The sequence below is a fragment of the Aliivibrio wodanis genome, from assembly GCF_052920805.1.
In genome coordinates this window covers 497,696-524,585 of the sequence record NZ_JBREXA010000002.1, presented here as the reverse complement: position 1 = coordinate 524,585, position 26,890 = coordinate 497,696, and the positions used below count along the sequence as shown (strand labels likewise).

General features: G+C 36.5%; 22 protein-coding genes and 1 pseudogene. 11 read left to right on the top strand and 12 right to left on the bottom strand.

Features of this window, described 5'->3' with window-relative positions; all coding sequences use genetic code 11:
• Positions 1–105 precede the first annotated feature (105 nt).
• Together ACU5DF_RS10310 and ACU5DF_RS10305 are read right to left on the bottom strand one after the other, a co-directional pair.
• Positions 106–528, bottom strand: coding sequence for a hypothetical protein (locus tag ACU5DF_RS10310; RefSeq protein WP_446712778.1), 423 nt, complete (start codon positions 526–528; stop codon positions 106–108).
• A gap of 482 nt (positions 529–1,010) precedes the next feature.
• Positions 1,011–1,955: an IS1595-like element ISAwo1 family transposase gene (locus tag ACU5DF_RS10305; RefSeq protein WP_446712777.1), complete on the bottom strand. Its 945-nt coding sequence runs from the start codon at positions 1,953–1,955 to the stop codon at positions 1,011–1,013.
• 189 nt (positions 1,956–2,144) lie between these two features.
• On the opposite strand from ACU5DF_RS10305, the gene ACU5DF_RS10300 reads away from it, so the two are divergent.
• Positions 2,145–2,645: a CPBP family intramembrane glutamic endopeptidase gene (locus tag ACU5DF_RS10300; protein WP_446712776.1), complete on the top strand. Its 501-nt coding sequence runs from the start codon at positions 2,145–2,147 to the stop codon at positions 2,643–2,645.
• A 170-nt stretch (positions 2,646–2,815) separates the two neighbouring features.
• Here ACU5DF_RS10300 and ACU5DF_RS10295 read toward each other — a convergent pair.
• From ACU5DF_RS10295 to ydiJ, 5 genes and pseudogenes are all read right to left on the bottom strand, one after another.
• Positions 2,816–3,390 (bottom strand): annotated as a pseudogene (locus tag ACU5DF_RS10295) (ISL3 family transposase).
• A complete protein-coding gene (locus ACU5DF_RS10290; protein ID WP_446712775.1) occupies positions 3,383–3,649 on the bottom strand; it encodes a hypothetical protein in 267 nt (88 codons plus the stop codon). The pseudogene ACU5DF_RS10295 and the gene ACU5DF_RS10290 overlap by 8 nt, the downstream one beginning before the upstream one ends.
• A 417-nt stretch (positions 3,650–4,066) precedes the next feature.
• The gene (locus ACU5DF_RS10285; protein WP_045102298.1) at positions 4,067–4,483 is read right to left on the bottom strand and encodes a CBS domain-containing protein; all 417 of its coding nucleotides are present in this window, start codon (positions 4,481–4,483) and stop codon (positions 4,067–4,069) included.
• Positions 4,484–4,610: 127 nt separating this feature from the next.
• The gene (locus ACU5DF_RS10280) at positions 4,611–6,203 is read right to left on the bottom strand and encodes a hypothetical protein (RefSeq protein WP_446712774.1); all 1,593 of its coding nucleotides are present in this window, start codon (positions 6,201–6,203) and stop codon (positions 4,611–4,613) included.
• Between the two features lie 159 nt (positions 6,204–6,362).
• Complete coding sequence (ydiJ, locus tag ACU5DF_RS10275; protein ID WP_446712773.1) at positions 6,363–9,395, bottom strand: D-2-hydroxyglutarate dehydrogenase YdiJ; 3,033 nt, start codon at positions 9,393–9,395, stop codon at positions 6,363–6,365.
• Positions 9,396–9,623: 228 nt separating this feature from the next.
• On the opposite strand from ydiJ, the gene ACU5DF_RS10270 reads away from it, so the two are divergent.
• A complete protein-coding gene (locus ACU5DF_RS10270; RefSeq protein ID WP_446712772.1) occupies positions 9,624–10,304 on the top strand; it encodes a DUF3334 family protein in 681 nt (226 codons plus the stop codon).
• Between the two features lie 4 nt (positions 10,305–10,308).
• On the opposite strand, the gene ACU5DF_RS10265 is transcribed toward ACU5DF_RS10270, so the two are convergent.
• Positions 10,309–12,459, bottom strand: coding sequence for a sensor domain-containing diguanylate cyclase (locus ACU5DF_RS10265; RefSeq protein WP_446712771.1), 2,151 nt, complete (start codon positions 12,457–12,459; stop codon positions 10,309–10,311).
• Positions 12,460–12,646: 187 nt separating this feature from the next.
• Between ACU5DF_RS10265 and ACU5DF_RS10260 the strand changes: the two genes are divergently transcribed.
• Together ACU5DF_RS10260 and ACU5DF_RS10255 are read left to right on the top strand one after the other, a co-directional pair.
• Positions 12,647–13,336: a DUF2786 domain-containing protein gene (locus ACU5DF_RS10260; protein ID WP_446712770.1), complete on the top strand. Its 690-nt coding sequence runs from the start codon at positions 12,647–12,649 to the stop codon at positions 13,334–13,336.
• A gap of 132 nt (positions 13,337–13,468) precedes the next feature.
• Complete coding sequence (locus tag ACU5DF_RS10255; RefSeq protein ID WP_446712769.1) at positions 13,469–13,657, top strand: hypothetical protein; 189 nt, start codon at positions 13,469–13,471, stop codon at positions 13,655–13,657.
• On the opposite strand, the gene ACU5DF_RS10250 is transcribed toward ACU5DF_RS10255, so the two are convergent.
• Positions 13,654–14,343: a GntR family transcriptional regulator gene (locus tag ACU5DF_RS10250; RefSeq protein ID WP_446712768.1), complete on the bottom strand. Its 690-nt coding sequence runs from the start codon at positions 14,341–14,343 to the stop codon at positions 13,654–13,656. The two genes, ACU5DF_RS10255 and ACU5DF_RS10250, sit on opposite strands and share 4 nt — an antisense overlap.
• Positions 14,344–14,352: 9 nt before the next feature.
• Entirely contained in the window at positions 14,353–15,294 is a 942-nt protein-coding gene (locus ACU5DF_RS10245; protein WP_446712767.1) for a precorrin-2 dehydrogenase/sirohydrochlorin ferrochelatase family protein, read from the bottom strand.
• A 437-nt stretch (positions 15,295–15,731) separates the two neighbouring features.
• Between ACU5DF_RS10245 and ACU5DF_RS10240 the strand changes: the two genes are divergently transcribed.
• From ACU5DF_RS10240 to ACU5DF_RS10220, 5 genes are all read left to right on the top strand, one after another.
• A complete protein-coding gene (locus tag ACU5DF_RS10240; protein ID WP_446714223.1) occupies positions 15,732–16,709 on the top strand; it encodes an amino acid ABC transporter substrate-binding protein in 978 nt (325 codons plus the stop codon).
• Positions 16,710–16,820: 111 nt separating this feature from the next.
• Positions 16,821–17,987 (top strand): amino acid ABC transporter permease, encoded by a 1,167-nt coding sequence (locus ACU5DF_RS10235; protein WP_446712766.1) that lies wholly within the window; start codon positions 16,821–16,823, stop codon positions 17,985–17,987.
• Positions 17,988–17,989: 2 nt separating this feature from the next.
• Positions 17,990–19,087, top strand: a complete 1,098-nt coding sequence (locus tag ACU5DF_RS10230; RefSeq protein WP_446712765.1) for an amino acid ABC transporter permease — start codon at positions 17,990–17,992, stop codon at positions 19,085–19,087.
• Between the two features lie 23 nt (positions 19,088–19,110).
• Positions 19,111–19,860: an amino acid ABC transporter ATP-binding protein gene (locus ACU5DF_RS10225; RefSeq protein WP_446714222.1), complete on the top strand. Its 750-nt coding sequence runs from the start codon at positions 19,111–19,113 to the stop codon at positions 19,858–19,860.
• Positions 19,861–20,122: 262 nt separating this feature from the next.
• Positions 20,123–20,785, top strand: a complete 663-nt coding sequence (locus tag ACU5DF_RS10220) for a Bax inhibitor-1/YccA family protein (RefSeq protein WP_045102312.1) — start codon at positions 20,123–20,125, stop codon at positions 20,783–20,785.
• A 139-nt stretch (positions 20,786–20,924) separates the two neighbouring features.
• Here the strand turns inward: ACU5DF_RS10220 and ACU5DF_RS10215 are convergent, their stop codons facing one another.
• Entirely contained in the window at positions 20,925–21,920 is a 996-nt protein-coding gene (locus ACU5DF_RS10215; RefSeq protein ID WP_446714221.1) for a tetratricopeptide repeat protein, read from the bottom strand.
• Positions 21,921–22,190: 270 nt separating this feature from the next.
• On the opposite strand from ACU5DF_RS10215, the gene ACU5DF_RS10210 reads away from it, so the two are divergent.
• Both ACU5DF_RS10210 and ACU5DF_RS10205 read left to right on the top strand, forming a co-directional pair.
• Entirely contained in the window at positions 22,191–24,563 is a 2,373-nt protein-coding gene (locus tag ACU5DF_RS10210; RefSeq protein WP_446712764.1) for an ATP-binding protein, read from the top strand.
• A gap of 1 nt (position 24,564) precedes the next feature.
• A complete protein-coding gene (locus ACU5DF_RS10205) occupies positions 24,565–25,440 on the top strand; it encodes a mechanosensitive ion channel family protein (RefSeq protein ID WP_446712763.1) in 876 nt (291 codons plus the stop codon).
• Positions 25,441–25,480: 40 nt separating this feature from the next.
• Here the strand turns inward: ACU5DF_RS10205 and ACU5DF_RS10200 are convergent, their stop codons facing one another.
• The gene (locus ACU5DF_RS10200; protein ID WP_446712762.1) at positions 25,481–26,782 is read right to left on the bottom strand and encodes a GGDEF domain-containing protein; all 1,302 of its coding nucleotides are present in this window, start codon (positions 26,780–26,782) and stop codon (positions 25,481–25,483) included.
• Between the last annotated feature and the right edge of the window lie 108 nt (positions 26,783–26,890).

The following is a 26,890-nucleotide window of genomic DNA, read 5'->3' as shown; positions in this document are numbered from 1 at the left end:
CTTATTGCCTTGAGTAAGGTACATTTGATGCAACATTACCTAAAGAGGTATAAAATAGTTAATTAATTATATTAAGAAGCAAAATACAGCTGAAATATAAACATTTTATACCCCTGCAAATCCAGAACCAACCTCTGAAATAATGACTCCGTTTTTAAAAATACATAGCAACGTCGTTTTATTACTTAGTTCTTCGACAAAACCATCATGTATATCTGTGCAGACACATTTCACCGTTCTTCTTAAGTGCTCAGGTATCGAATCAAGGACAGCAATCACAGTTAATGCGCCGTACTTATCTTTGGTGCTCACAATCGCAATGAAATATTGATGACCTTTACAGTTACTTATTTCATCAATGCCAATCGTGTGAATATTCGAATACTGCTCCCAGTCAACAGATTTATCTATACGTGACTTCATGATACTCACTAGTACGCGATAGCCAATTCGTTCTTTTTTGGATACGTCCTCTACCGTGCTATTAATGACACATCGCATCAAATAGTCCTCCAATCCTTTCGTCACCTTCCCACCTTTAGCGCACCAGTCATATTTTTCAGTTGTGGTTGGGTGATCATCGCAATGCTCACATTGATAATGAACCGGTCTGATTTTTAATAGGGCTTGAGTATCAAAAATTGAGGTATGCCTGATTTTAATTGGAGATGAGTACCCATAGCATTTTGTCGCGGGTTTTCCACATTTATGGCAGTCAGTTTGAGTTTGCGTACTTGTGACAGTAATTACTATTCGACGTTTTGAAATCAATACTACATTCTAACTCTTATGGTTACTGGATTCTACTCCAACAAGAAACGCAGAAGCCCCGAGCTTTATTTCTATATTTGAAATCTTATTTTTCATATAGGAAATAAATGAATGTGCTATATCACATTTGACGTGAATAGAATATGATTAATTATTAGCAATAAAAATTTACTGATATTTATGCTGAAGTATATGGATTAAATAGCTGTTATTGATATGTTACTTATAGATTTACCTGATTACCACCGAGACTCAGCTAGCTTAAGCAATCGCTCTGGCATCGGTGCAGTTTGAATACTTGAGTAAATAAGCTGATCAAGCATCTTTTCAAGATTGAAGCGCCTATTGAACTTAAAACAAAACTCTCCCAAATAACGAGGAAGGTGTTTCTTGTTTATTGCATGGTAAGTCCCATGCATTGAGTTTTTTACATTACTAATCATGGTGTTGACCCACTGAAAGTAGGGTAATTTAACGCAATCAGCTCCGCCACCTGTAACAATAGCATGGTGAAACACATCGGCTTTCTCAACGCCTTTAAAGCAAGCTAAACCATCAGAGATAACCAGTGATTTTGGCGTTAAATGCGCTTTTGCCCAACTTGTTAGTTCTTTGATTTTAAAGCCAGTCACAACACTAAATCGCATACTTATTGGATGTCCTTCGCCATTCATAGATACCGCCGCTACGAAAGGACGTTTTCCTTTTGCCCCTCTACCACGAGTGCCACGTTGAACGCCTCCCCAATAAACATCATCTAGTTGAATGTAACCATTCAATTGTGTTTCATCGTCTCGTTCCTTCATAGCTTGCATTAGTTTATGCTTCATACGCCATGCTGCGTTATAAGAAACCCCAAGCTGTCGAGAAAGCTCTAATGCTGAAATGCCATTCTTCTCTTGAGTGATGAGATAAATAGCTAAAAACCATATGTTTAATGGCAATTTTGACGCGGAAAACAAGGTTCCAGAAGTTAATGAGCCTTGGTAGTGGCACAGGTTACATTGGAAAAGCTGCCTTGATTTAAGTTCGCAGTATTTATTATGACCGCAATTATCACATCGATAACCAGCAGGCCATCGCATATCGAACAGTCGTTTACGGCATTGTTCTTCAGTACCTAACTGTGAAATAAACCCATGTATTGAAATACTTTTTTGAAATTGGACTTTATTTTTAGCCATGATAACCACCTCATTTTTCGCTTCACTTTAAGTGTAGTCTAATAAGCTGAATTTAAGTGGTAATCAGGTAGATTTATAGTTGATTTCATAATTTTTGGACTATTAAAATAAGCTTAAAGTTATATATTTTTCATGAGGCATTGTATATTTAGTTAGTACTAAATATGGAGATTTAATTTGATTAACCGGATGAATTTTTTAATTTACTCGACGTTAGAATTAAATAGGAAAAAGTTTTTTATTCGTGTTTACGGGTTAGCATTGCTATGGGCATTAATCTTTCTTTTTTTTGATTATTTCATTCTCAAGGATTTTGGTAATGTTCTTCTGGACACTAGTGATGATAAAATTGTTGCTGTATTGTTTTTTTTATTAATTGATGCTCCATTTACTGAAACTCTAATATTTCAATGTTTTATACAAGCGATCCTTCGTCACGCAAAAGGAAGCCCAACATTCTCAATAGTAGGTTCAGCTACTATATTTTCTTTGTGTCACCTAGGTAATTCTACGATAAACGCAATTATAGTATTGGCAACTGGACTTGCTCTAGCTTTAACATACGAATATGTACGGATGAGATATGGTAATATTTATGCTTGCCTTTCTGTCTTTATTTCTCATATGTTATGGAATATAAGTTCAGCGGTGGTTATGCCATTACTATTTATTATCTTTGACTTAAAATAAAACAAGATCTATATCAAATTAACACTAATTAATGCGTATACTCTGTGAGAGTGATGGGCACATAATGAAGTGGGCAACCGCATGAGTGGTTAACTTTTAACCTCCACGCAAAAACCTGCCGTTAAAAAATATGGATCTTCTACGTTTCTTGTTGGTCAAAATGCGAACATTTATACCCCTGCAAATCCCAGAACCAACCTCTGAAATAATGACTCCGTTTTAAAAAATCCATAGCAACGTCGTTTTATTACTTTAATTTTATTATTTAGTCCTTCGACAAAACCACTCGTATTTCGCGTCTTAAAATAATTAGCTATGTACCCTTTGTATTTTTTAGAGTCTTGATAAAGCGGTTAAAGCAAGTAAGCTCGCTACGCTCCACACTTTCTACCCAGCGGTCAATCTTCGAGAGCGCAGATTTTCTATTAGAGTGGATATTGAAGATTTGTGTCAGTTTTAGCGCGTAGTTATGCGTTTTTTTTAGTATCGGTGATTGCAGATAAAGCAATGCTAGTTTGTTTTTGTCAGCTTCGGTTAGACATTCATGCTGCTTGCGTAAGATCCATACCATACCTTCTAATTCACTATATTCTGCCACAGTAAGCTCTTTCTTAAGCCTTACCATTTCCTTGCTCCTGAAAGCGTCCAGGGGTTTTCTATAGAGCTTAGCTACATGATACCTATCAATGATAACTGCTTGTTTTCCGAAAACTTCTATCTCTGGATAGACAAAACCATCATACATACCTGTGCAGACACATTTCACCGTACTTATTTTTGGTGCTCACAATCGCAATGAAATCTTGATGACCTTTACAGTTACTTATTTCATCAATGCCAATCGTGTGAATATTCGAATACTGCTCCCAGTCAACAGATTTATCTATACGCGACTTCATGATACTCACTAATACGCGATAGCCAATTCGTTCTTTTTTGGATACGTCCCCTACCGTGCTATTAATGACACATCGCATCAAATAGTCTTCCAATCCTTTCGTCACCTTCCCACCTTTAGCGCACCAGTCATATTTTTCAGTTGTGGTTGGGTGATCATCGCAATGCTCACATTTATGGCAGTCAGTTTGAGTTTGCGTACTTGTGACAGTAATTACTATTAGACCTTTTCAATCAATGAGTTGCGATTCAATATCAAGAGTTTTAATACCTAGTGAGATGCGTAAATCTTTCATAAAAAGCAGGACATTTTGAAATCAACACTACATTCTAACCCTTATGGTTACCGGGTTCTACTCCAACAAGAAACGTAGAAGACCCAGATAACTTTTTATTTACAGATACCCTGAACCCGTGATGATTCAGTAAAATGAAAAAATCCCGAAGTCTAGATACTAAAAATCCGAGAATAATACTATTCTCGGACTTAGATAGGTTTACTTAATTAGTTATATACACCGTAATTACACTGGGTGCTTAAAACATTGCCCAATAGATTCGCTGATAGCTTGAAGAACATTACGACGGGTAATAATACCAACTAATTTACCTTCATCTACTACTGGGTAAATTTTAGGTTTATCAGCTGTCATGATTTGTGCCAAATCGACAATCGTATCTTCTGGAGTCACGGTTAATACATCTTTTCTCATAACATCACCGACAAGATGAGTATCTTGACAATGATAACTGACACCAATAAGTGATTTAATTAAATCTTGCTCAGAAATAAAGCCAATCACTTCTCGCTGCTCATTCACAACAGGACCGCCAATATGTTGTGAAGTAATAAACTGATCTAATGCCGCTGATAATGACATATCCGCTGTCAAATAAAGAGGTCGTGCGCTCATATATTGTTTTACTTTTTTATTTTCCATTATAGCCCCCTAACGTGCTATCAATCACTTTGATAACTTAAGTGTGGACCATTTTTGGAAAAATGCTAAATCACTCTTTCCTATCACTGTGATAAATGAAGCCTATTAAGAAAATAAGAGTGTCAATTTATGAGCTACCTAACAAAACATCGATTAATATTTTTTTGTTTTGTTCAACTGATGACATTACATTTTCATATCCTGCCGTATTATTACTTCTTTCCATTCGATGAATAATCCCTAGGCATTGCTTAATGTTTTTAGGATCTTTCATCAAATTTTTTCCTTTCAAGGTTAAAGTCAGCAGCATATAGTTTAGATCTGACGAGTAAGGGTATGTTTGACCTATTTTTATCAATTGATTTTTATTATCATCAGCTGCTTTCTGCGCTCTTAGCCATTGATATACTTTATTTAACTTTTGAAAATGTACCATTGATTGCTGTAAAAGCTGTGGCGCTGTTTTTTTAAGACCAGCTTGATCAAAAACTTTATATAAATTAATACACAATTTTACTTCACCTGACATCGCTAATACCCCAAAAGTAGCGACGCGGAACTCATCAGAAGCAACTTTACGCTCTGATAAAAAGCGACGATAACAGGTTGTTGCCATTATTTTTGCTTTATAACGTTTGCCTTGTTTAAGCAACTGACGAGCAATAAATATATTAATATAACCTTGTAATTCATCACGTTTATCCATTGAAATACGCTTTTTCAATGTCGCGACCAACTGACCAAAAAACGAACGATATTGTTCTTTATTAAAGGTTATTGGGTGCTTATACACTACATCAGCAATATCCATAATCATTTTATTTAATGTCGCTGGACTAATGCTTATATGATAAAAACGCTTCATAATCATATTATGTAATAATAATGGTTTATTATTCACAATAATAAACGTTAAATATGAATAAAATGCTCTATCACTTCTAGGATTATTATCAAAGGCTTTTACTAATGAAGATTGCATCTTACTAAGATGCTTTGCTTCAGAATAAATGTCCGACAGCATTAGATTCGCTTGAAATTGATACTTCTTAGAGCGAAGCAGTAATTCTAATACAGGAATTGCTTTTGGCTTTTCTATCATCTGGCAATAAGCCATTAAGTTTTGCGGCATGATTTCACTTTTATCATGACGCTGATACACTTTTTTAAAAGTAAGTGCATCTTTAGCTTTATATAACTCTTCTAGCGTCATATTAAGCAACATACGATTTTTGTATGTACCAGTATAGGTTTGAGCTCGTTTAATAAATGCGGCTTTTGAGCCTTTAACTTCCGCGATCAATTTCTCAATTAACAGAGTTAGGTTAAATGATTTCTTAATTAATTCATCAATATAGCCATAGTTAATGGGACTATTTACCACAAAATCTGGAAAAAGTTCTCGTGCATTTATATCATCGACTTGAGATTCTTCATTATCAATATCTACAATAAAAATTGGTCGCTTTCCAAATGGTGCCTTTGCGCGAGCATGTTTTACTATCTCACTAATCACTTCATGCTCTGCATAATGATATTCAATAAAATAGTAGTCATAAACGGGTAATTCTGATGCCTTCATGCTGACATTGAAATTGTCTGCATTTTTAAAACCAGCTTTCTGAAAAAACTGACGGATCTGAGTGCTACGCTCTCGCTTTTCGGTAAAAACCAAAACATTCATTTGCGGGATACGTCTAATTAATTCAGCACTGCTCATTTATATTATAACTCTAGTAAAAATAACAACCACAATATACCAATCTGTAAAACGCGAAACAACCTAAGATTCAACATTAGTTCAACACGAAAAGGCGTTCACATACTACTCGAAAATTTCTGCGCTACTTTATCATAAAGCAACGCAAAATTAAGCTATTTAAATATTGGTCAGTAGCGCTTGTAGTGGATGCTTCAATTGCTCTCCTTCAAATCGCTTAACCTGACTTCGACATGAATAACCTGTTATCAAACAACGATCTTTTTCCAACGTAGATAAATTGCTCTTCCAGCTTAGTTCATAAATTGCTTTCGATGTTTCCAATTTATCAGCTTCATGTCCATAAGTTCCCGCCATACCACAACAACCTACAGGCACTGTTACTAATGTTAGACCAAAATGCTGAAAAATCTTGCCCCACTCTTTTTCTGAGTTTGGCATTTTAGTTTTTTCAGTGCAATGGGCAAAAAGTTGCCAAGGTCGAGTATCAAATACCGTCGCTTTTGTAAAAGAAGATAATTTAGGATACAACCACTCATGTACAGTTAATACCGTAAAATCACCTCGTTTATCCGCTAACATTTCATTATATTCATCTCTATAGCAGAGAACTAATGCAGGATCTACGCCAACCATTGGAATATTTAAAGTCGCAATCTGATTTAAAAACTCACTACTAGATTTTGCAGTTGAGGTAAATTGTTTTAAAAATCCTTTTACATGCTGAGCCTTACCATTTGGTTTAAATGGTAACAATATAGGTTTTAAGCCTAAGCGCTGAATTAACTCTGCAAAATCACTAACAACACTTGCATCATAGTAACTGGTGAAAGGGTCTTGAACAATCAATACACATTGCTGACGCTCTGTATCAGACATATCTTTTAAATTGTTAAAATTAAAAATAGGAAGGTGTTTCTCTTTGCATCTATCTTTTAAAGTAGGGACAGAAAGCAATGGCATATCTACATAACCAATTGTTTTTTCAGTTAAGGCTTGAGTTAACGGCTGACCTAATACTGTATTAACAACTTTAGGCATTACCGCCATTAACGGGAGCATTGTCTCTATATTCGCAACCATATAATCTTTCATTGGACGTTGATAGCGACTGTGATAAATATTTAAAAATCGAGAACGAAAACTAGGAACGTCAACCTTAATTGGGCACTGACTTGCACAAGCCTTACATGCTAAACATCCCATCATTGCTTCATGTACTTCATGAGAATAATCGTATTCTTTATCTTTATTCATGCGGTTACGAATACGATCAATAATCTGTTTTATGCTGGTACGCTTAGTTAAAAGACTTTGTTCAAGCGCGATTGGGTCAATACCTTGCTCTGACAGCTGACGTAACCATTCACGCACTAAACCTGCACGACCTTTTGGTGAATGACGACGATCAGCAGTTACCTTCATCGATGGGCACATGGGTGAGCTAGCTTCATAATTAAAACAGAGGCCATTACCATTACATTCCATCGCTTGATTAAAGCTATCCCTTACTTCAATAGGAATTTGACGATCATAATAGCCCCTTTTAGTATCACTCACTCTCACTAGCTGATCAGTACTTTCAAGTGGAGTACAAATTTTTCCTGGGTTCATTTTATTATGTGGATCAAAAGCTCCTTTGACTCGGCGAAGCTCCATAAATAACTCTTCCCCGAAAAACTCTGGTCCATATTCTGATCGGAAGCCCTTACCGTGCTCTCCCCACATCAAACCACCGTACTTGGAAACTAAAGCCACCACTTGATCGGAAATGGTATGCATCAAGGCTTCCTGTTTTGGATCACACATATCCAATGCAGGACGAACATGTAAAACTCCAGCATCCACATGACCAAACATGCCATAATTCAATTGATATGAATCTAATAACTCTCTAAACTCTTGAATAAAGTCAGCAAGATTCTCAGGTGGAACACAAGTGTCCTCTGCAAAAGCAACAGGTTTTGCTGCCCCTTTTGTTGCCCCTAATAAGCCTACCGCTTTTTTTCGCATAGCATAGATCCGACCGATACTGGCCACATCAGTCGTCACTTGGTAACCAATAATACCTGCCGTTTCTGATTGCATTAATTCATCGAGCTTATTAGTAAGGCTTGCTATTTGTTGCTCTACCACGTCAAGATCAGTGCCTGCAAACTCAACCATGTTTAAGCCAAGCATTTCTTTATTTGGCACATCTGTGATCAAATCACTAACGCTATGCCAAACAATATCTTGTTTTGCAAAGTTTAAAACGCGTGAATCAATGGTTTCAACAGAGAGCGCATTCGCTTCCACCATAAATGGAGCATTACGAAGAGCTGCATCGAAGCTATTATATTTAACATTAATTAATGTTCTGGCTTTTGGGATCTGCGTAATATTAACTTTGGCCTCAGTTAAAAAGGCTAATGATCCCTCTGCACCACATAACACCCGCGTTATATCAAATTGGTCAAGCTCAGTATCGAGTGCATTTTTTAAATCGTAACCAGTTAAAAATCGATTAAGATCTGGAAATTTATCTTCTATTTTCTGACGATTATCACGACAGACACTCGCTGTGATATCTAATACTGAGCGCACGCTTTCAGGTTGTTTATCATAAGAAATCTCTGTATTCAAACATGAACCATTGGCTAGTACAGCAGTGACTGCTAGCACATGATCTGATGTTTTCCCGTATTTAAGTGAGCCTTGGCCGGACGCATCTGTGTTAATCATCCCCCCAAGAGTCGCTCTATTACTGGTTGATAAATCAGGGGAAAAGAAATATCCGTATGGCCGTAATACATCATTCAGTTGATCTTTAATCAAACCAGTTTGGACTCTTGCCCACCCTTGTTCGATATTAATCTCTAATACTTGATTCATATAGCGAGACAAATCAACCACTACGCCTTGTGTAAGCGATTGACCATTCGTTCCGGTACCGCCTCCTCGGGGAGAAAACGTCACTGCCTTATACTTATCTTCACTTGCCAATCTTGCTAAGCATTCAACATCTTTGGTGTTTTTAGGCAATAAAACCGCTTGTGGTAATTGCTGATATACACTGTTATCAGTAGCAACAGCTAAGCGACTTGAATAGGTCGTTTCTATATCGCCGCTAAAATCACGTTGTTTTAATGTCTCTAAATAATCTAAGACCGTTGGGTCGATAATAGATTGATATGGTAATACTGGTAACATTGCTCCCTGCTCCTTCAATCGCTGATCCTCAGCGTCATTAATGTTGTTCTACACACACTTTACAACATCTCGAATGGATAAAACATCTCGTCTATGCTATATCGGTTAAATATTTATAATTATATTGTAATACACACAAGTCAAACAGCATGGTATTCTTAAATTAGTTACTTATATACCACTTCATCTAATCGTGACATTTCTATAGAGAAAACTATGAAAGCGGCAATGAAAAAAACAAAAACAATCACTACTGATGACATTCTACTTACGCTATGTCGTTCAATGTCTGGTGTTTTAACTAAAGCCACAAATAGCTCAGTAAATTACTCTGCAATGGTACAAAAAATCTCAAAAACAAGTCTTAAACCTGATTTTGGCTGTTTTGTACTCTTTGATGGCGGATTTTCTGGTTTAGTTGTCACAAACTTTACTAAAGATTCAGCATTAGAGTTATACACAAAGTACATGCGAAATATGGGAATGCCAGAAGAAGAACTTGCAATTTTACACACATCTGATGAGGTCGGTGATATATTAGGCGAGCTAATGAATCAAATTGTAGGTGATTTTACTGGCCAAATCCGTAAGACATTGCAAACAACTATTTCGCAGAACCAACCTAAAATGTTATCACTTAACAAGCAGATTATTCTGTCAGTTGATACTAATTTAGATCGCCCACAGGCACGTCGTGTTACCTTTACAACTGAAGATAATAATATTTTCTATCTTGAGCTAGCAATGGATAAAACAGAATTTATTCAACTTGAAGAGTTCGAACAAGAAGAAGAATTTGATACTGATGACCTATTTGAACAACACAAAGGTACATCAAAAAAATCATCTACAAAAGAAGCAAGTAATCAAGATATCGATGATTCACTATTTGATGAACTAGGGATCTAGTATCTTAGATATTTGTTGTTAATGTAATGGTGTTCCTTTGCGATTTTTTTCCAGCATAGAGAGCACCATCTGCCGCTTTAATATAGTCTGTAATATTCTCTACCTGAATATTTTTGCATTGTTGGCTATGTATACCTATTGATAATGTCACTCTATCTGACACTAATGATGCCTCATTCAAGATATTTAAATCAAACAACTCTTGCTGCGCAGCTATTGCAATCTTTTCTGCCTCTTCAAGATGGGTATCTTTCATCAAAATTAAAATCTCATCACCACCGTAACGAAAAATATAATCCTCCCGTCGATTAAAATGATTTAGTAATAAATTCGCAATAGAGATAAGTACCTTATCCCCTGCATCATGCCCATATAAATCATTAAATCCTTTGTAATAATCAACATCGATCATAAGTGTTGCTAGAGGTTTACTCTGAGAATAAGAGTGCGAGAGTAAGTCTGGAGACAAACGCTCAAGTTCATGACGGTTATTTAAACCAGTAAGAGGGTCTCTAGTTGAAATGTACTCTAACTGTTTATTTATTGATTCTAATTCTTTTTGCTTCGCCAGTAATTCTTGTTTTTGTTGCACATTCTTTATCGCCACTGCTAAAAAGTTAACTAACTGAATAACTAATTTTAAATGATGCGGTTTATACTGATGTGTTTCCATATGTTGAACAGTCATTACCCCTAATAGAGTCTCCCCTAAAGTAATAGGAACATAGATAACTGATGCCGTACTTTCTTTTGTATCATCACCGACCCAAACTTCTTCATTTATAGGGTCATGATCTAAATAGCCACGAACTTCATCATAACTTGCTGTAGTCAATAATAGTGACTCACGGTGCTTCAAGCAATATTGTCCTAGCACCTTAACACTGTCACATTTTACTGAGAATGAAGCTAAAAACTTTTGATTTTCATATAAATAATCATAATTCAATAAATTCATTTTCTCATCATAAAGAGCAATACCTACAAATGTAGCGGGAATAATTTGTTGGATATCATGAAACAATGATTCAACTCCTTGATAAAGATTATCCGCGATAGCTAGCTTCTGACCAAGTAAAGACATTCGATCTAAGTATTCATTAACCGACTCAAAGGTAAGCTGCTCTTTTTGTTTTTTAATCATATCAATCATGGATTGAAAATATGAATTCTCTCGCTGCTTCAGCGCTAATAATTTTGATTCCGCAAACTCTAATTGTTTATCTATCAAACATTGAAGTGAGTCCATATACCCTAGCTGGGTCAAAGCTTCTCTTTTATACTTAAACACTTGAAAATGACTTAAAATATTTTGTTGATAATAAGGTGCTTTTTCAACCTCATCACAAAAATCTAAGGCTTCTTGATATCTTTTATTTTCCAGTAAGAGTTGAGTAAATAATAATCCACACTCTTCAATTCCTTGTGGATCTTGCTGTACTTTAAATGCCTGAAAACTACTTATATAAAAACATTCAGCTTGCTTAATATTTCCTTTTTTTTGTTCTAAAACTGCGGTATATAACTCAGCATAAGGAATACCTCGATCATACTGGATCTCTTCTGCTAGTGATAAACTCTTATATAACCAGTGGCCCGCATCTTCAAATTCATTAAGATGCACCATTGAATGCCCCAAATTAAGATAAGCGAGTACTGAAAGAGGTGCGTTTTTAAAATAGCGAAGTACATTAACAGCTTTTAAAGCATGATTAGCAGAGCTTGAATAATCAAGTATTTGGCTATAGATACCAGAAATGTTGACATGCAATAAAGCTTGATAGGCTTGATCACTGTATTGCTGTGATTCTTCAGCTCGAAGAAAATACTGTAATGATGTTTGGTAATCACTCAGAAAGGAATAAAGCGTCCCTAAGTGAAGCAAGATAAAAGAATATAATTGCTCTTCGCCTTCTTTTTCACAACGCTCTAAAATCTGCTGAAACTCAATGGCCGCTTGCTCAAAATCCGTTGATCGATAGATACGATAAACATACAAAAAATCAAGAAACAGTTTTTTGGGTTCTAGCTGCTCTTCTATATATAATGTTTTAATCTTATCAATTGCAGAGTCAATCGCATTAACTGCTCTATCATCTTGAATACAACAAACTATTGCACGAGATTTTAACTCTGCATTAGAAGAACTCGACATTTAAATTACCTAGCATGTATGACATAATTTCATTTTTCCGCATAGTACACTTTAATTTTACCTAATTCCAACGACCTCTCAACCTTTAATAAACTCATCGCAATAAGCCAATTAGATAACTCTATTTTCTTCCAAATAAAGGCATAGACAGGTAAAATGGTTGCCCCATAAAAACTAAGGTAAATTTATGTCATCTGCAAAGCAAAAGGCTCTAAAAAAGATCGCTAAATGTCTTGAACTTGGTAATTCAGCAAATGTGAATGAAGCCGCTCAAGCCATTAGAATGGCGCATCGCCTTATGCTTAAATATGGTCTTGAAAAAGATGATATTGAATTTATCAAGATGGGGAAGACTCAAAGCTCTCACCTTCTTCCTGCTAATGTGGGGAGCAATATTTTGAAAATCATTCGTGGTATTAATACTCGATTTGGAGTAGAGGCAGTTTTACTCAATCACAAAGGATTAAAGAAGGTTGAGTTTATTGGCTCAGCTGATCGTGCTATTTTTGCCGCTTTTGCTTTTGACATTGTATATCGAGAAATGAATGAACAAACTGGGCAGTTCAAAAATAGCTTTGCAGGCTCAGGTAAAGGTCAATTAGAGGTCACCAAACGTGTTAATTCTTTCTTAGCAGGTTGGATTGAAGGAGCTCTTGAAAAGCTTCCTGTCATTGCTCCTGACGATGAATCAGCAAATAAAATTAATGACTATATTGATAAAGAATTTAAAAATATTGACCGCGAAACTTTTAAACAACAATTAAAAGACGCCATGGCTAATATTACCGCTGACTATGAAAAAGGGTTAAAAAAAGGAAGGACTCTTTCAGTTAACCGCCCTGTTGCTGGAGCACAAGCACCAAAACTACTTAAGTAACACTTTAGTAGCAACCCGATAACAATATGACCCAGTATTGATCTAAATCAAAAGTAGACTTCAGGTTGCACGATACCTTTAAGTTGTTAGCTAAAGGTATCAAGGAAACTAAATGTATCAAGGAGTGATTTTATGACTTTATTAAGAAACCCTAAGTGTTATACCGATGTGTGTATTAATGGTAAGTGGTACCACTACGATCATTGCGGTACCACTGTTTACATGTTGAAAGGTGGTGCTTCTGCTGAGTTCGATCTTGACTCAGAGCCTCTAACGGAGGGCGAACTAATCGATAAAATCAAACAAATTAGTCCTTTTTAATCAATTTCTACTGCTACCATATCATGACAAATACGTAGCTCCTGCAATAAATAAGCACTCTCTTTATTATTTATTGCAGTCTGAGTTACTGATAACAATATACTTCCACTACTAATATGTAACGCACTAGACTCAAACCCTGTCGCAGGTGCGATACCAACTGCAACTCTATTTCGATTCGCCTTATATAAATAATGTTCTTGCAGGTATTCTACAAGGTTTTCCTCTCGATCCATCTTTTCAATAGATGAAAATTCACTTTCAGCAACATACTGATATTGAATCGCTGCGCTTCGTCCCTCAATCAACCATAGTTTGGTGTATTGACGCACATAAGAAAAAGGCTCTAATTGAAGTTTATCGGCGATTTCTTTTGGTGCAAGAAGCCTTTTTTCATCTAAGCATCTTGTTGAAAATAGCCATTTCTGTGCTTGAAGTATTATAGAGAGATCTGTATCGAACTTGGGGTTGAAACAGAACCTTGCTGCCGAAATAAACCAACCTCGCCTCTCTTCCCGATAGATTTTACCAGAAAGAGCAAGGTGATTAAGTGCTTCACGTAAGGTTATACGTGTTGTCGAAAATGCCTCAGCTAGTACTCTTTCTGAAGGTAATTTATGCCCTGCTTTTAGCATGCCACTTTCGATTTGCTCCTCGATAGCGTCTTTTATTGCTAAATATTGCATTCACACTCCTTAAAGTGATGGAACATAAATATCCGTTGATAAGTAATTTTGAAGTTGAGTATTAGAGATAAGCTGGCCTTTTTTCATTAAAATGGTCACTCTAATCTGCTCTTTTTCAGCTTGTTGCAGGTAATCTGCTATTTCTTGCTCAGAACTAACAGAAATACGTTCAGCATCACGACGGCATAGTTCCACAAACTCTGACGGGCAATCATTAAGATAAATCACCCATTCCGCTTGTTGCATTAATCGCAATGATTTTAAGGTTAGCATTTCTGTTTCATGGTGATATTCAATCCAATTGCGCTCAGCTTTAACACTAATATCTTTTGAAAGATAAAGAGAGAACAGTTGCTCTAGTTCATTTCGAGTTGTAATGGCTTCTATTTCTGGTGAACGTAGGAATATTTCCCAAAATTTTCGTCTTTCATCAACAGTGGCAAAGTGCTGCTTGATCACATTTCTTTTGTCCGCCCCAAAATCCGCAAGCATTGCTATCTTTGATGACAATTGAGTTTCTAACTGTTCTCGTATTATCCGAATTAATACAGGTGAAGATCCCCCACTTGAAATAGCGACTTGTACCCGACCGCGATTCACCATTGATGGCGTAATGAAATCACAATGTTCAGTATCATCAACAACATTGACTAAAATCCCCGCATCATGGGCATCATGATATACCTGGTGATTCAATTCGGAATTATCAGTTGTTGCCCACACTTGAATGTATTCTTGGTTTAATAAATCACGATGATAAAAGCCTTTAGTGTATTGAATCTTACCTTCTTCTACATAATTCATTAGGTATGTTTTTATTGAAGGGGCAATCACTGTGATATCTGCATCAGCTTGCAATAACATGTCTATTTTACGACACGCAACTTCCCCACCACCAACCACTAATACAGGTCGTTTTTTAATATCCATAAATATGGGAAAATATCTCATTATTACTCTCTTCTTTTCACTTTATTATCTTCAATCTTTAATATACCTTGCTTTGGCTAAATAAGGTATTCATTCACCTTTCGAACATTGTGAGCTTAACATATTCAAAAAATAATTTAATTAACAATTATTCAACATCTGTATGTATTAAGGGAGATCAATACCACTACCCTAACCTATAAGTATCGATACTATTCACTATTAAACCTGTGAAATATAGTCATATAATCTACTGGCTTATCAAGAGTCAATTTCACAAATCATTAACTATTCTATATGTTTTAAATACAGCTGCTTATAAAAACAGCAGCCTTTTCACTAATGGCAACGCAACAAATTAGATTGTGATACGCCAGTTCAATAATGGATTACAAGGAAGAACACAGATGAAATTTAAAACAAATACACTCTACACTGCACTCACCGTCGCTACATTAATGATGTCAACACAGGTAGTCGCTGCCGAAGGCACATTAGATAAAGTAAAAAAAAATGGATATTTACAATGTGGTGTTAGTACCGGTCTTCCAGGCTTTTCAAACCCAAACTCAAAAGGCGAATGGGAAGGTATTGATGTTGAATTTTGTCAAGCTGTTGCAGCCGCTGTTTTAGGTGACAAATCAAAAGTAAAATATGTTCCACTCACAGCTAAAGAACGTTTTACTGCACTTCAATCTGGTGAGATCGATGTCTTATCTCGCAATACTACTTGGACTCTACACCGTGATACCTCTCTTGGTTTAAACTTTGTTGGTGTTAATTATTATGATGGCCAAGGTTTCATGGTGAAAAAAGACCTTGGCTTAACCAGTGCAAAAGAACTTGATGGCGCGTCTGTTTGTGTTCAATCAGGCACAACCACCGAACTGAACCTTGCCGACTACTTCCGTAACAATGGCATGGAATACAAACCTGTGGTATTTGATACCGCCGCTCAAACCTCTAAAGGGTTTGATGCTGGTCGATGCGATGCATTAACAACAGATCAATCTGGTCTTTATGCTCTTCGTCTAAATCTTAAAAATCCCAAAAGTGCTCAAGTCTTACCTGAAATAATTTCAAAAGAACCACTAGGCCCAGTTGTTCGCCAAGGTGATGACCAGTGGTTTAATATCAATAAATGGGTATTAAGCGCGATGATTAATGCTGAAGAATATGGTATTAGCTCAACCAATGCCGATCAAATGCTTAAATCAAAAGATCCAAATATTAAACGTATTCTAGGCGTTGATGGTCCTAAAGGTAAAGGCTTAGGGATCCGTGATGATTGGGGCTACCAAGTAGTGAAGCAGGTAGGCAATTATGGGGAAAGCTTTGAACGTACAATTGGCAAAGGATCACCGCTACAAATATCTCGTGGTGTTAATGCGCTTTGGAATGCCGGTGGCTTTATGTATGCCGCACCAATCCGATAAATTTAATGTTAAATAAATCATATAATTAAAAGTAATACAATGTTTGAGGTGACCTCTGTGTCTAAGGCATGCTGTCACCTCTCTTATAAATGGATTTAAGGTTGTAGCTGTATGTCCTATAAAAATCAAAACCTCTTTTATAATCCAACATTTCGTTCGATTTTATTTCAAGTATTAGCAGTTGCTTTACTTGCCTTTTTCTTTTATTCCATTATAGACAATGCTTTATCTAATCTAGAGTCTCGTGGTATCGCTACCGGACTTAGCTTCTTAAATCAAGAAGCAGGTTTTGGTATCGGTTTATCATTAGTAGAATATGATGAAACACACACTTATGGTCGTACATTTGTTGTTGGACTTTTAAATACGGCACTAGTCTCTGTTCTCGGGATTTTATTTGCCACTGTACTTGGGTTTACCGTTGGTATTGCCCGTCTATCTAGCAACTGGTTAGTAAGTCGATGCGCGGCGGTATACATTGAAACATTTCGAAATATCCCTCTTTTATTGCAAATTTTCTTTTGGTATTTCGCGGTATTACAAGCGCTTCCCTCACCTCGACAGAGCTTAAGTTTGGGTGAAAGTGTCTTTTTAAATGTGCGAGGATTATTTTTCCCTAGCCCTGTGTTTGAAGAAGGTTCAAATCTTATTGGCATGGCTATTGTACTGGCTATCGTTTTCATTATTTTTTTAGCTAAATGGGCAAGTAATAAACAAACGCTGACAGGTCAACAAACACCTGTTTTTCGTTATTCTATTATATTATTAATTACGTTACCTTCATTCTCCTTCTTCCTTTCTGGAATGCCAATTTCAATTGAATATCCTGAATTGAAAGGATTTAATTTTCGGGGTGGTATCAGCATTATCCCTGAGTTAGCCGCATTAGTCGTAGCGTTAAGCGTTTATACTGCCTCATTCATTGCAGAAATCGTACGTTCTGGTATCAATGCTGTAAACCATGGTCAGACTGAAGCCGCAATGGCACTAGGATTACCAAAGAATAAAACACTAAAGCTTGTCGTTATTCCCCAGGCAATGCGTATCATAATTCCACCTTTAACAAGCCAATATTTAAACTTAACGAAAAACTCATCACTAGCGATGGCCATTGGTTATCCTGATCTAGTTTCTGTATTTGCAGGGACAACATTGAATCAAACCGGACAAGCAATTGAGATCATCACGATGACAATGGCGGTTTACTTAACATTAAGCCTTTTAACGTCATTCTTGATGAATATCTATAACGATAAAGTCGCATTGGTTGAGAGGTAATTATGAGCACACATCAGTTTCAGCCAAATTTACCACCACCAGCAAACACTGTCGGTGTGATAACTTGGCTCAAAAAGCATTTATTCAATGGTCCTGTTAATTCATTACTAACGATCATTATCGCTTATTTGGCATTTAATGGATTATGGAGTGCTGTTAATTGGGCTTTAATCAATGCCGATTGGATAGGAACAACACGTGATGCCTGTACAAGTGAAGGCGCTTGCTGGGTAATGATCAACGTCCGTTGGGATCAGTTCATGTATGGCTTCTACCCCACTGAAGAACTTTGGCGTCCTCAGTTATTTTATGGTCTATTAGCCATCTTTGTTGCCCTACTAGCTTATGAACATACGCCTAAAAAAGTGGCTATTTGGTTAGTATTTGTAAACATTTTCCCTTTCTTTGCTACATTTTTACTCTATGGTGGCGTATTAGGATTACCTGTAGTTGACACCCATCTCTGGGGTGGTTTACTGATCACCTTGGTTATAGCGATTGTCGGTATCGTTGTATCACTACCAATCGGTGTTGCACTAGCACTAGGTCGTCGTTCTGAAATGCCCATTATTCGTAGTATGTGTACTGTGTATATTGAGATTTGGCGTGGTGTTCCACTAATCACTGTTCTTTTTATGGCTTCTGTCATGCTTCCATTATTCTTATCGGAAGGAATGGAACTCGATAAGCTCTTTAGAGCTCTCATTGGAGTGGTTTTATTCAGTGCCGCTTATATGGCTGAAGTAGTTAGAGGTGGCTTACAGGCAATTCCAAAAGGCCAATATGAAGCAGCAGATGCGCTTGGGTTAGGCTACTGGAAAAAGATGCGTTTAATCATCTTGCCACAAGCATTAAAAATCACTATTCCTTCGATCGTAAACACTTTTATCGGTTTGTTCAAAGATACTAGCCTTGTTCTTATTATAGGAATGTTTGATGTGTTAGGGGTTGGTCAGGCAGCAAATACAGACCCTGAGTGGTTAGGGTTTTCTACGGAAAGTTATGTTTTTGTCGCTTTGGTTTTCTGGGTATTCTGTTTCTCTATGTCTAGATATTCCATCTACTTAGAAAACAAGCTTCATACTGGCCACAAGCGATAATCTAAAAATTCAAGGATGTAATGATGACAAATCAACAAGATTATATGATTCAATTAGAAGATATGAACAAATGGTATGGCCAATTTCATGTCCTGAAGAATATAAATTTACAGGTAAAAAAAGGCGAGAAGATTGTTATTTGTGGCCCTTCAGGCTCAGGTAAATCAACCATGATCCGCTGTATTAATCGCCTAGAGGAACACCAAAAAGGTCATATATTTGTCTCTGGTACAGAGTTGACAGAAGATTTAAAAGATATTGAAGCAGTAAGAAAAGAGGTTGGAATGTGTTTTCAGCACTTTAATCTTTTCCCTCACTTAACCGTTCTTGAGAATTGTACTCTTGCTCCAATTTGGGTGAAAAAAATGCCCAAAGCTGAAGCTGAAACTCTGGCAATGCAATTTTTAGATCGCGTTAAAATTCCAGATCAAGCTGATAAATATCCAGGGCAACTCTCTGGTGGACAACAACAACGAGTTGCGATTGCACGTTCTCTGTGTATGAACCCACAAGTCATGTTATTTGATGAGCCGACTTCAGCACTGGATCCTGAAATGGTACGTGAAGTATTAGACGTAATGGTAGAACTCGCTGATGAAGGTATGACTATGCTTTGTGTAACCCATGAAATGGGATTTGCTAAAGAAGTTGCAGATAGGGTGATCTTTATGGATGCCGGAGAAATCATTGAAGAAAACAACCCAATAGATTTCTTTGAAAATCCACAATCTGATCGAACTCAATTATTTTTAAGTCAGATTTTACATCATTAGGTACTCTTCAGCTATTTACTTAAATAGATCAAAATATTAGTACTAAATAATTAGTAAAAACATTATAAAAAAGCAGTGATCTTATGATTACTGTTTTTTGTTACAGATACTTACAAACTTCATATGCTAAGTTAATGTACTGATGTAAAATGGCTTCTAGCTCAATTAATTCAGTTCAAAAATTAGAACTTACTTGATTTTTTGAACTATAGGCACCATAACTGTCTATATATTTATGTCTGTCCATTCCAAGGGGAATACGATGAATAATCAAATGTTCGGCCAAACTCATACGCAAGAGTCGGCTCTACAAACAAATAAAGTATTACGTAATACTTATTTTTTACTATCTATGACACTGTTATGGTCAGCACTTGTTGCTGGTGTTTCAATGGCTCTTAATTTACCTCGCCCAGGCATTATCATTATGCTTGTAGGTTTTTACGGCTTACTATTTTTAACAGAAAAAAACCGCAACAATAGCATGGGTCTTGTATTCACCTTCCTATTCACTGGTTTCTTAGGTTACACCATAGGCCCAATCCTAAATATGTACATTGGTGCAGGTATGGGTGATGTGATCTTAACTGCACTTGGTGGTACTGCATTATCATTTATGGCAGCATCAGCTTATGCATTAACAACTAAGCGTGATTTATCATTCCTTAACGGTGTGTTAATGGCTGGTTTTGTTGTTCTACTTATCGGCATGGTCGCTAATATCTTCCTACAGATGCCTTTATTACACCTTGCTATGAGCGGTATGTTTATTCTGTTCTCTACAGGTGCAATTCTACTGACAACACAATCAATCATTCGTGGTGGTGAAACAAGCTATATTTCGGCTACGATTACACTGTATGTTTCTATCTACAACATCTTCATCAGCTTACTAAGTATTCTTGGTATTATGCGTGATGATTAATCGATAAGTAATTTGATACTCATAAAAATGCCAGTCCCATAAAGGACTGGCATTTTTTATGTTTGTAGTTTGTAGAAGGCAATTAATCACATGATCTAATTATTACTATTAAGAATAAGGCAAAGACTCTACCCCATCATTATTCAACATACATTGCACATTCATCGTCTATATTTTCTGGAGGGAAGTAATTATCCCTAACGTAAAACTTATTAAGTAATCGAATGACAGCGTGTTTCTTTACTTCCTTTTCACTCATTAATCCATGTAGTTTACGTGCTACATTTTGAATGGTTAATAAATTCTCTAAAGGTAGACTCGCTTCTAAGTCATTTTTTAAACTGTGTGCTTCTTCATAACCATTTGCAACGGCAAGATAAGCCCAAATATAAGCCACTGCATTATGAGAAGAGGATATTTTTTGATTATACTGCGCCGAACGTAACTGAGATTCAGGGCTTTTAAGCTCCCCTCCACGCTCAGACCAGTAGATAGCCTTAAAAATATCTTTTGTCGTTCCGATACCATGATAATAACAAGAACTCACAGTTATCATTGCTTTTTGATCATCCTGATATGCAGCTCTTAGCATCCAGTAAAACCCTTCTGGATGCCCATCCTCATGCTTTTGATACCACTGGGCTAGAAAAAATTGTGCATCTAAATAGTCTTTTAGGGCTAATTTCGTGATAATCTGAATACCTAAATCAATATTTTTTTCACAGCCTTTAGCCTCAAGATATAGCTTACCTAGGGTAAGCGAAGCAGGCATCTCTCCTCGACTTTCTCCTAACTTAGCCGTCCAAAATGCTAATTTTTCATTAGCTTCTGGATCATCATAATTTTCATCATATAAACGTACTAGCGCATAAAAGGCCTGCTGGCTATTCTGCTCTGCTGCTGCAAGATACCACTTAATAGCACTGTTTTGATCAATCAACTCTAAATCTGCACCCAAGGCTAATTGAGCGGTAAGATTTCCACTTTTCGCACGCTCAATTTTATCTTGTCTATCAGTATCATTATCAAGTGTAACGACTGAATTATAAGTACTGTTCTTTCTTTGTTTTACAATCAGCATTTTTTTCTTTTCAATAGATTGAAAATGCAAAATGACTGCAATCAAAAAAATCACACTACTAAAAAATAAGAACACATACATATCAAAAGGTCATCGAAAAAGGAATACGGCTTCAACTGTCTATTCTAATGGCTTTCCCTCTTAATTAGAATGACTACCTTTTACAAAAATAGATTTATCTCTCTATTTTTTATGAAAAAAAACCAATATAAACAGAATGTGATTCTTTATAGTGTATATATCTATTATTCCGAACTTTGTCGCTGGTTTTTTTAGGAAAACTAGCTAAGGTATTAAAATATATTATTTATACTCATGGCTTATATGAAAACATTGTCCCATCAATTTTTGTGCATCTTTCTTCTCGTATTTTCTCAACTGACTTACGCTAACTGGGGGTTATCTAATGAGCAATCGATAGAAATCACACCACAAGCTCAGCACATTGAACAGAGTATAAGTAAGCTGCCCGAGCAACATTTTTTTTCTAATAATGATTATGCGCAAGTTAAACGTCTACTTTCTATAACCATTACTCAGCAAAAAAAACAAACAATTAATCTTAAGAATGCTCTTAACGAATATACAAATAACAATGATAATATTCATTGGTTAACGGTAGAAAGTAACCACCAATCATTAAATTCATTAAATTTAAGTAAACAGCAGCTTTTAACACTAACAGATCCTATATCCCGGGAACAACTTACTGGGTTTGGGCCTTATGGTGTAACTCAATTTTATTCAGAACTCGCTATTACGCAGTTAAATATTGAGTATTATCTCCATTATCAAATCCGTAGCTTTAAGAACCTATTGCGTGATTTAAGGGTTTCTCCTGTTCCAATTATCACTGTTACCTTTAAAGTACTCATCGTATTTTTTATCTTTAGTTGGTGGATGAAAAATTATGTTCGCTTAATTCATGATTTTAAAGTATCAAAACTTGAAGGAACAACAAAGCCTACCTTGTTGACTCGTGGTATTTGGTATCTTACTCGTGCACATTCAGCTATCGCTTGGTTACTGCTTATTACGGCTACACTGCGTATTATTTCTACATTACCTAGCTTGCAGCATCTAATCTTTCTCGAAATATTCACATGGTGGATCTTAGGTGGTTCAATTGCGGTAAGTTTTGTTCTTGAATTCATTTATCGCAACAGTAAGCATAATAAAAAAGAAATAATTGCACTACGTTTAGCTACCATTCGTCATTATGTCTGGGGAATAATTGTTGCTGGCGTGATTTTACAAATATCATCAAGGACCCTTGGGCAAGGGACTATTTATGCTTGGATAAATTCGTTAGTGTCTCTTTTCTTTGTTCTTCTTACCGTTTATACATTAAGACAATGGAGAACAACTATTTTTGAGCGGGTCCATCATCTTGATCCGCTTCCTGTTTCTATACAATGGGCGGTTCGTAACCAAAACACATTGTTAATATCTATTGCTGCAACGACCTGTGGGGCAGCTTGGCTATCTTGGCGTTCAATTCAGCACAATGTAATTAGTGCTTTGTCTCAATACACTGCGTTTAGCCATGCCTTAGCCTATTTATTTAGAATAGAAGTGGCAAAACAAACCGAAGTTTCTCGTGAACACTCAAACTTAGTTCGCATTAAAGGAGCCGTAGCTTTTGAGTATATTTCTCCTGGATCTGAAAAGTCGACCTTAATTGACGAGTACGCAAAAGAAGAAATGTCTGCCCTATCTCGTTATCTTTTAACAGATAGTCCTGCCGTTTGTGTCCTATCAGGAGAGCGTGGAGTAGGAACAACAACCCTACTTAATCGACTGCTTAATAAAGAAAAAAATGCGCAACCACTCTATTTAAACTGCCCATACGATGGATACTCTGCTTTATTACCAGAATTAGCAAAACAGCTAGGTATCGATGAAGGATCAAGTGAAAAAGACATTCTTCAGCATTTGCGAAATAGTGAGGCCTGTTATTTGATGGCTTTTGATAATGCACAACGCCTAGTGAAACCCAAAGTCAACGGGTTAATCGATCTCATGAAGCTGACTAATTTACTCCGTCGAGCTCGTAAAAGTCATCGCGTCGTACTGGCTATTGAAAAATCAAGTTGGCGATTTATTGATCGTGCTCGTGGAGAACGTCTATTATTTGATTTAGTTACTTTCATGCCAAAGTGGAATGAAAAACAGATCGGTAATTTACTTGAGTCTCGAATTACCACCACACCTAAAACTGAAACTGAAGACGAATGTCCTTCTATTTCCTTTGATGGCTTAGTGTTACCAAGACAATGGGATGAAGAGAACTTAACAGAAGAAGAACGAGCTAAAAATGGATTCTATCGCATCTTATGGGACTATTCAGATGGAAACCCTACGGTCGCGCTACGCTTCTTTAGATTATCTTTACATCGTAATAAAGACACTGAAGCTGTACTGGTTCGCTTATTCAAAGCCCCTCATTCAGATGACTTAGAAACAATGCCTAAGCCAATGCTTGCAGTACTTCGTTCAATTGTGCAACTTGAGATCGCTTCACCTTCTGATGTCAGTGAGTGCAGCCGTTTAAGCATGGCAGAAGTGATCAGTACACTGCGTTATTTTCAAAGCCGTGGTTATATAGAATGGAATGATAATAAAGCTCGAATTTCTGATCACTGGTTCCGTCACATTACTAATGTTCTTCATCGTCAACACTTATTGGTGAAATAATATGCTTCGATTATTTATCTTCTTTATTACGTTCAGCTTTGGGTACACCGCCTTTGCTGAAGACCCTCAGTCGCTTGATAACCTGCACCAATTCGCAAGTTTGATCCGATGGAGCGGTGTTGCCTTCTCATTCATCATTGTCTTTATTGCTTGGCTATTGCTTCGTTTTACTCAATCGATCGTTGATGGTATTAGCAGTCAATTTGCACAACGCCGAATGCTAATGCAAAAACTGCAGTCATTTTTCCAATTCTTTATTTATATGTCGACGGGGATAACGGTATTCATGCTCAGTTTCCGCGTTGATGAAAGGGTTCTCGCATTGATTGGGGGGACTCTGGCGGTTTCGGTTGGTTTTGCATTAAAAGATCTTACCGCCTCGTTTATTGCAGGTCTAACAATAATGATAGACCGACCATTTCAAGTGGGCGACCGAGTCACTTTTGAAGGGCATTACGGTGACATCATTGCTATTGGTTTACGCTCTGTTCGTATGCAAACTCTTAATGACGATATTATTACGATCCCAAACAATAAATTTTTAAATGAGGTCGCAATGAGTGGTAACTACGGTGCATTGGATATGCAAGTGGTTATCCCTTTCTATATTGGTATGGATCAAGATATCAATACTGCTCGTGATATTATTCAAGAAGCGGCCTCATCAAGCCGTTATATCCATCTACCAAAACCAGTTGTTGTACTCGTGAAACAAACCATCACAGACAACTATTTAGCAATCCAGCTAACCTGTAAAGCCTATGTGGTAGATATTAAAGTTGAGAAATTATTTGAAACCGATATTACTCTTCGTGTAATGGAAGAATTTAAAAAAACGAATATTTCCCCTCCTTCCATTGCCATTCAAAACAAGTAGACATTATGTGGTGCTCTCTATTAGCAGAGCGCCATTAGTATTAACTAGCACTCGATAAGTGTTGACCAGGTAATTGCTCTGCTGCCACCCAATTTCGTCCGCTTTCTTTGGCCCTATAAAGCATTCGATCTGCGCGCTCTATTCCTGTTTGAACTGATTCATCACCCAATTGAACAACCCCGAACGAGGCTGTAATATTTAGCTCTTCAGGCCACACTGCACTTTCAAGAGTAATGCGAAGATCTTCTGAAATATCAACACTTTCAACTAGGTTCATATCAACAAATAATAATAAGAATTCTTCTCCACCCCAACGAATAAATATTGATGAGTTGGGTAATTTCTCTTGTATTACATTACACAGCAGGACAAGAACTTGATCACCAACGCCATGTCCGTGATTGTCGTTAATAGATTTAAAGTGATCAATATCAAATAACGATATTGACACCGCGGTTCCTGAGTTTCTTATGTCTACCAAGTCTGAAAAAACCTTATCGATATCATTACGATTTCGAATTCCCGTGAGTGGATCATTCGTGGCTTGATGACGAAGTTTAGACATTTGATTATTTAAACGAGCTTGCTGGTCTTTCTCTCTAATCAAGGTTTTTTTCATACTTAAAATATAAGAAACAACATAAGAAGATAAGAATAAAACCCATATCAATAATATATAACGTAAAAATTCATTATGCGGAAGATACTTACCTTTAAAGATAATATTTTTGATTAAGTACTCATGATGACCGAGTTCGACAGAGCCTGGGGTGCCAACTTCAATCAAAACAGTGTTACTGATATCAACAGCCGTGAGCTCTACCGGATGCTTATAATAGTTAATCCACCATGTAGGTACATTAAGATACTTAAATCCGAGTGGGTATTTAACGGTATACAAATTTGGATCAAACTCAAATTGATTAAATTTGTCAGAGAGTAAATCAGAAGTGCTGTAAGCATCATTTCTATTTCGAACTAAGAAACGAGCCATAGGTATCCCTTCACCTTGATATTCTATATCGAACGAAACCGTTTCATACAATGACAAATCAATACCAAGAGTTCGCTCTTGTGAGACAATCTCAAACGTCAATTCACAAAAAGGGCTGTCATAATTTGCACCGATATCGCAAACTAATAACAGCTCTCCATTAGCTAATTTACGTAATTCTCCAGACGAATTTCCACCATGGTCTTGATCTGTATTAACACGTAAGTTGAACTCAGAATCACCATTTAGTACCAATACACGGTTAAAGCCAAGGTGATAATATACCAATGACAACATCGTTATGATAATTAACGCTATGATCCCTTTGATTAATGTCAGTTTTACCAAAATACGCCCAATTTACAGAATGAAAACCTGTAACTATTTTATCCGATTATTTACATTAATGTAACCTATAAATTTATCTCTCGCTGCTCTCTTATTTTATTGATAACA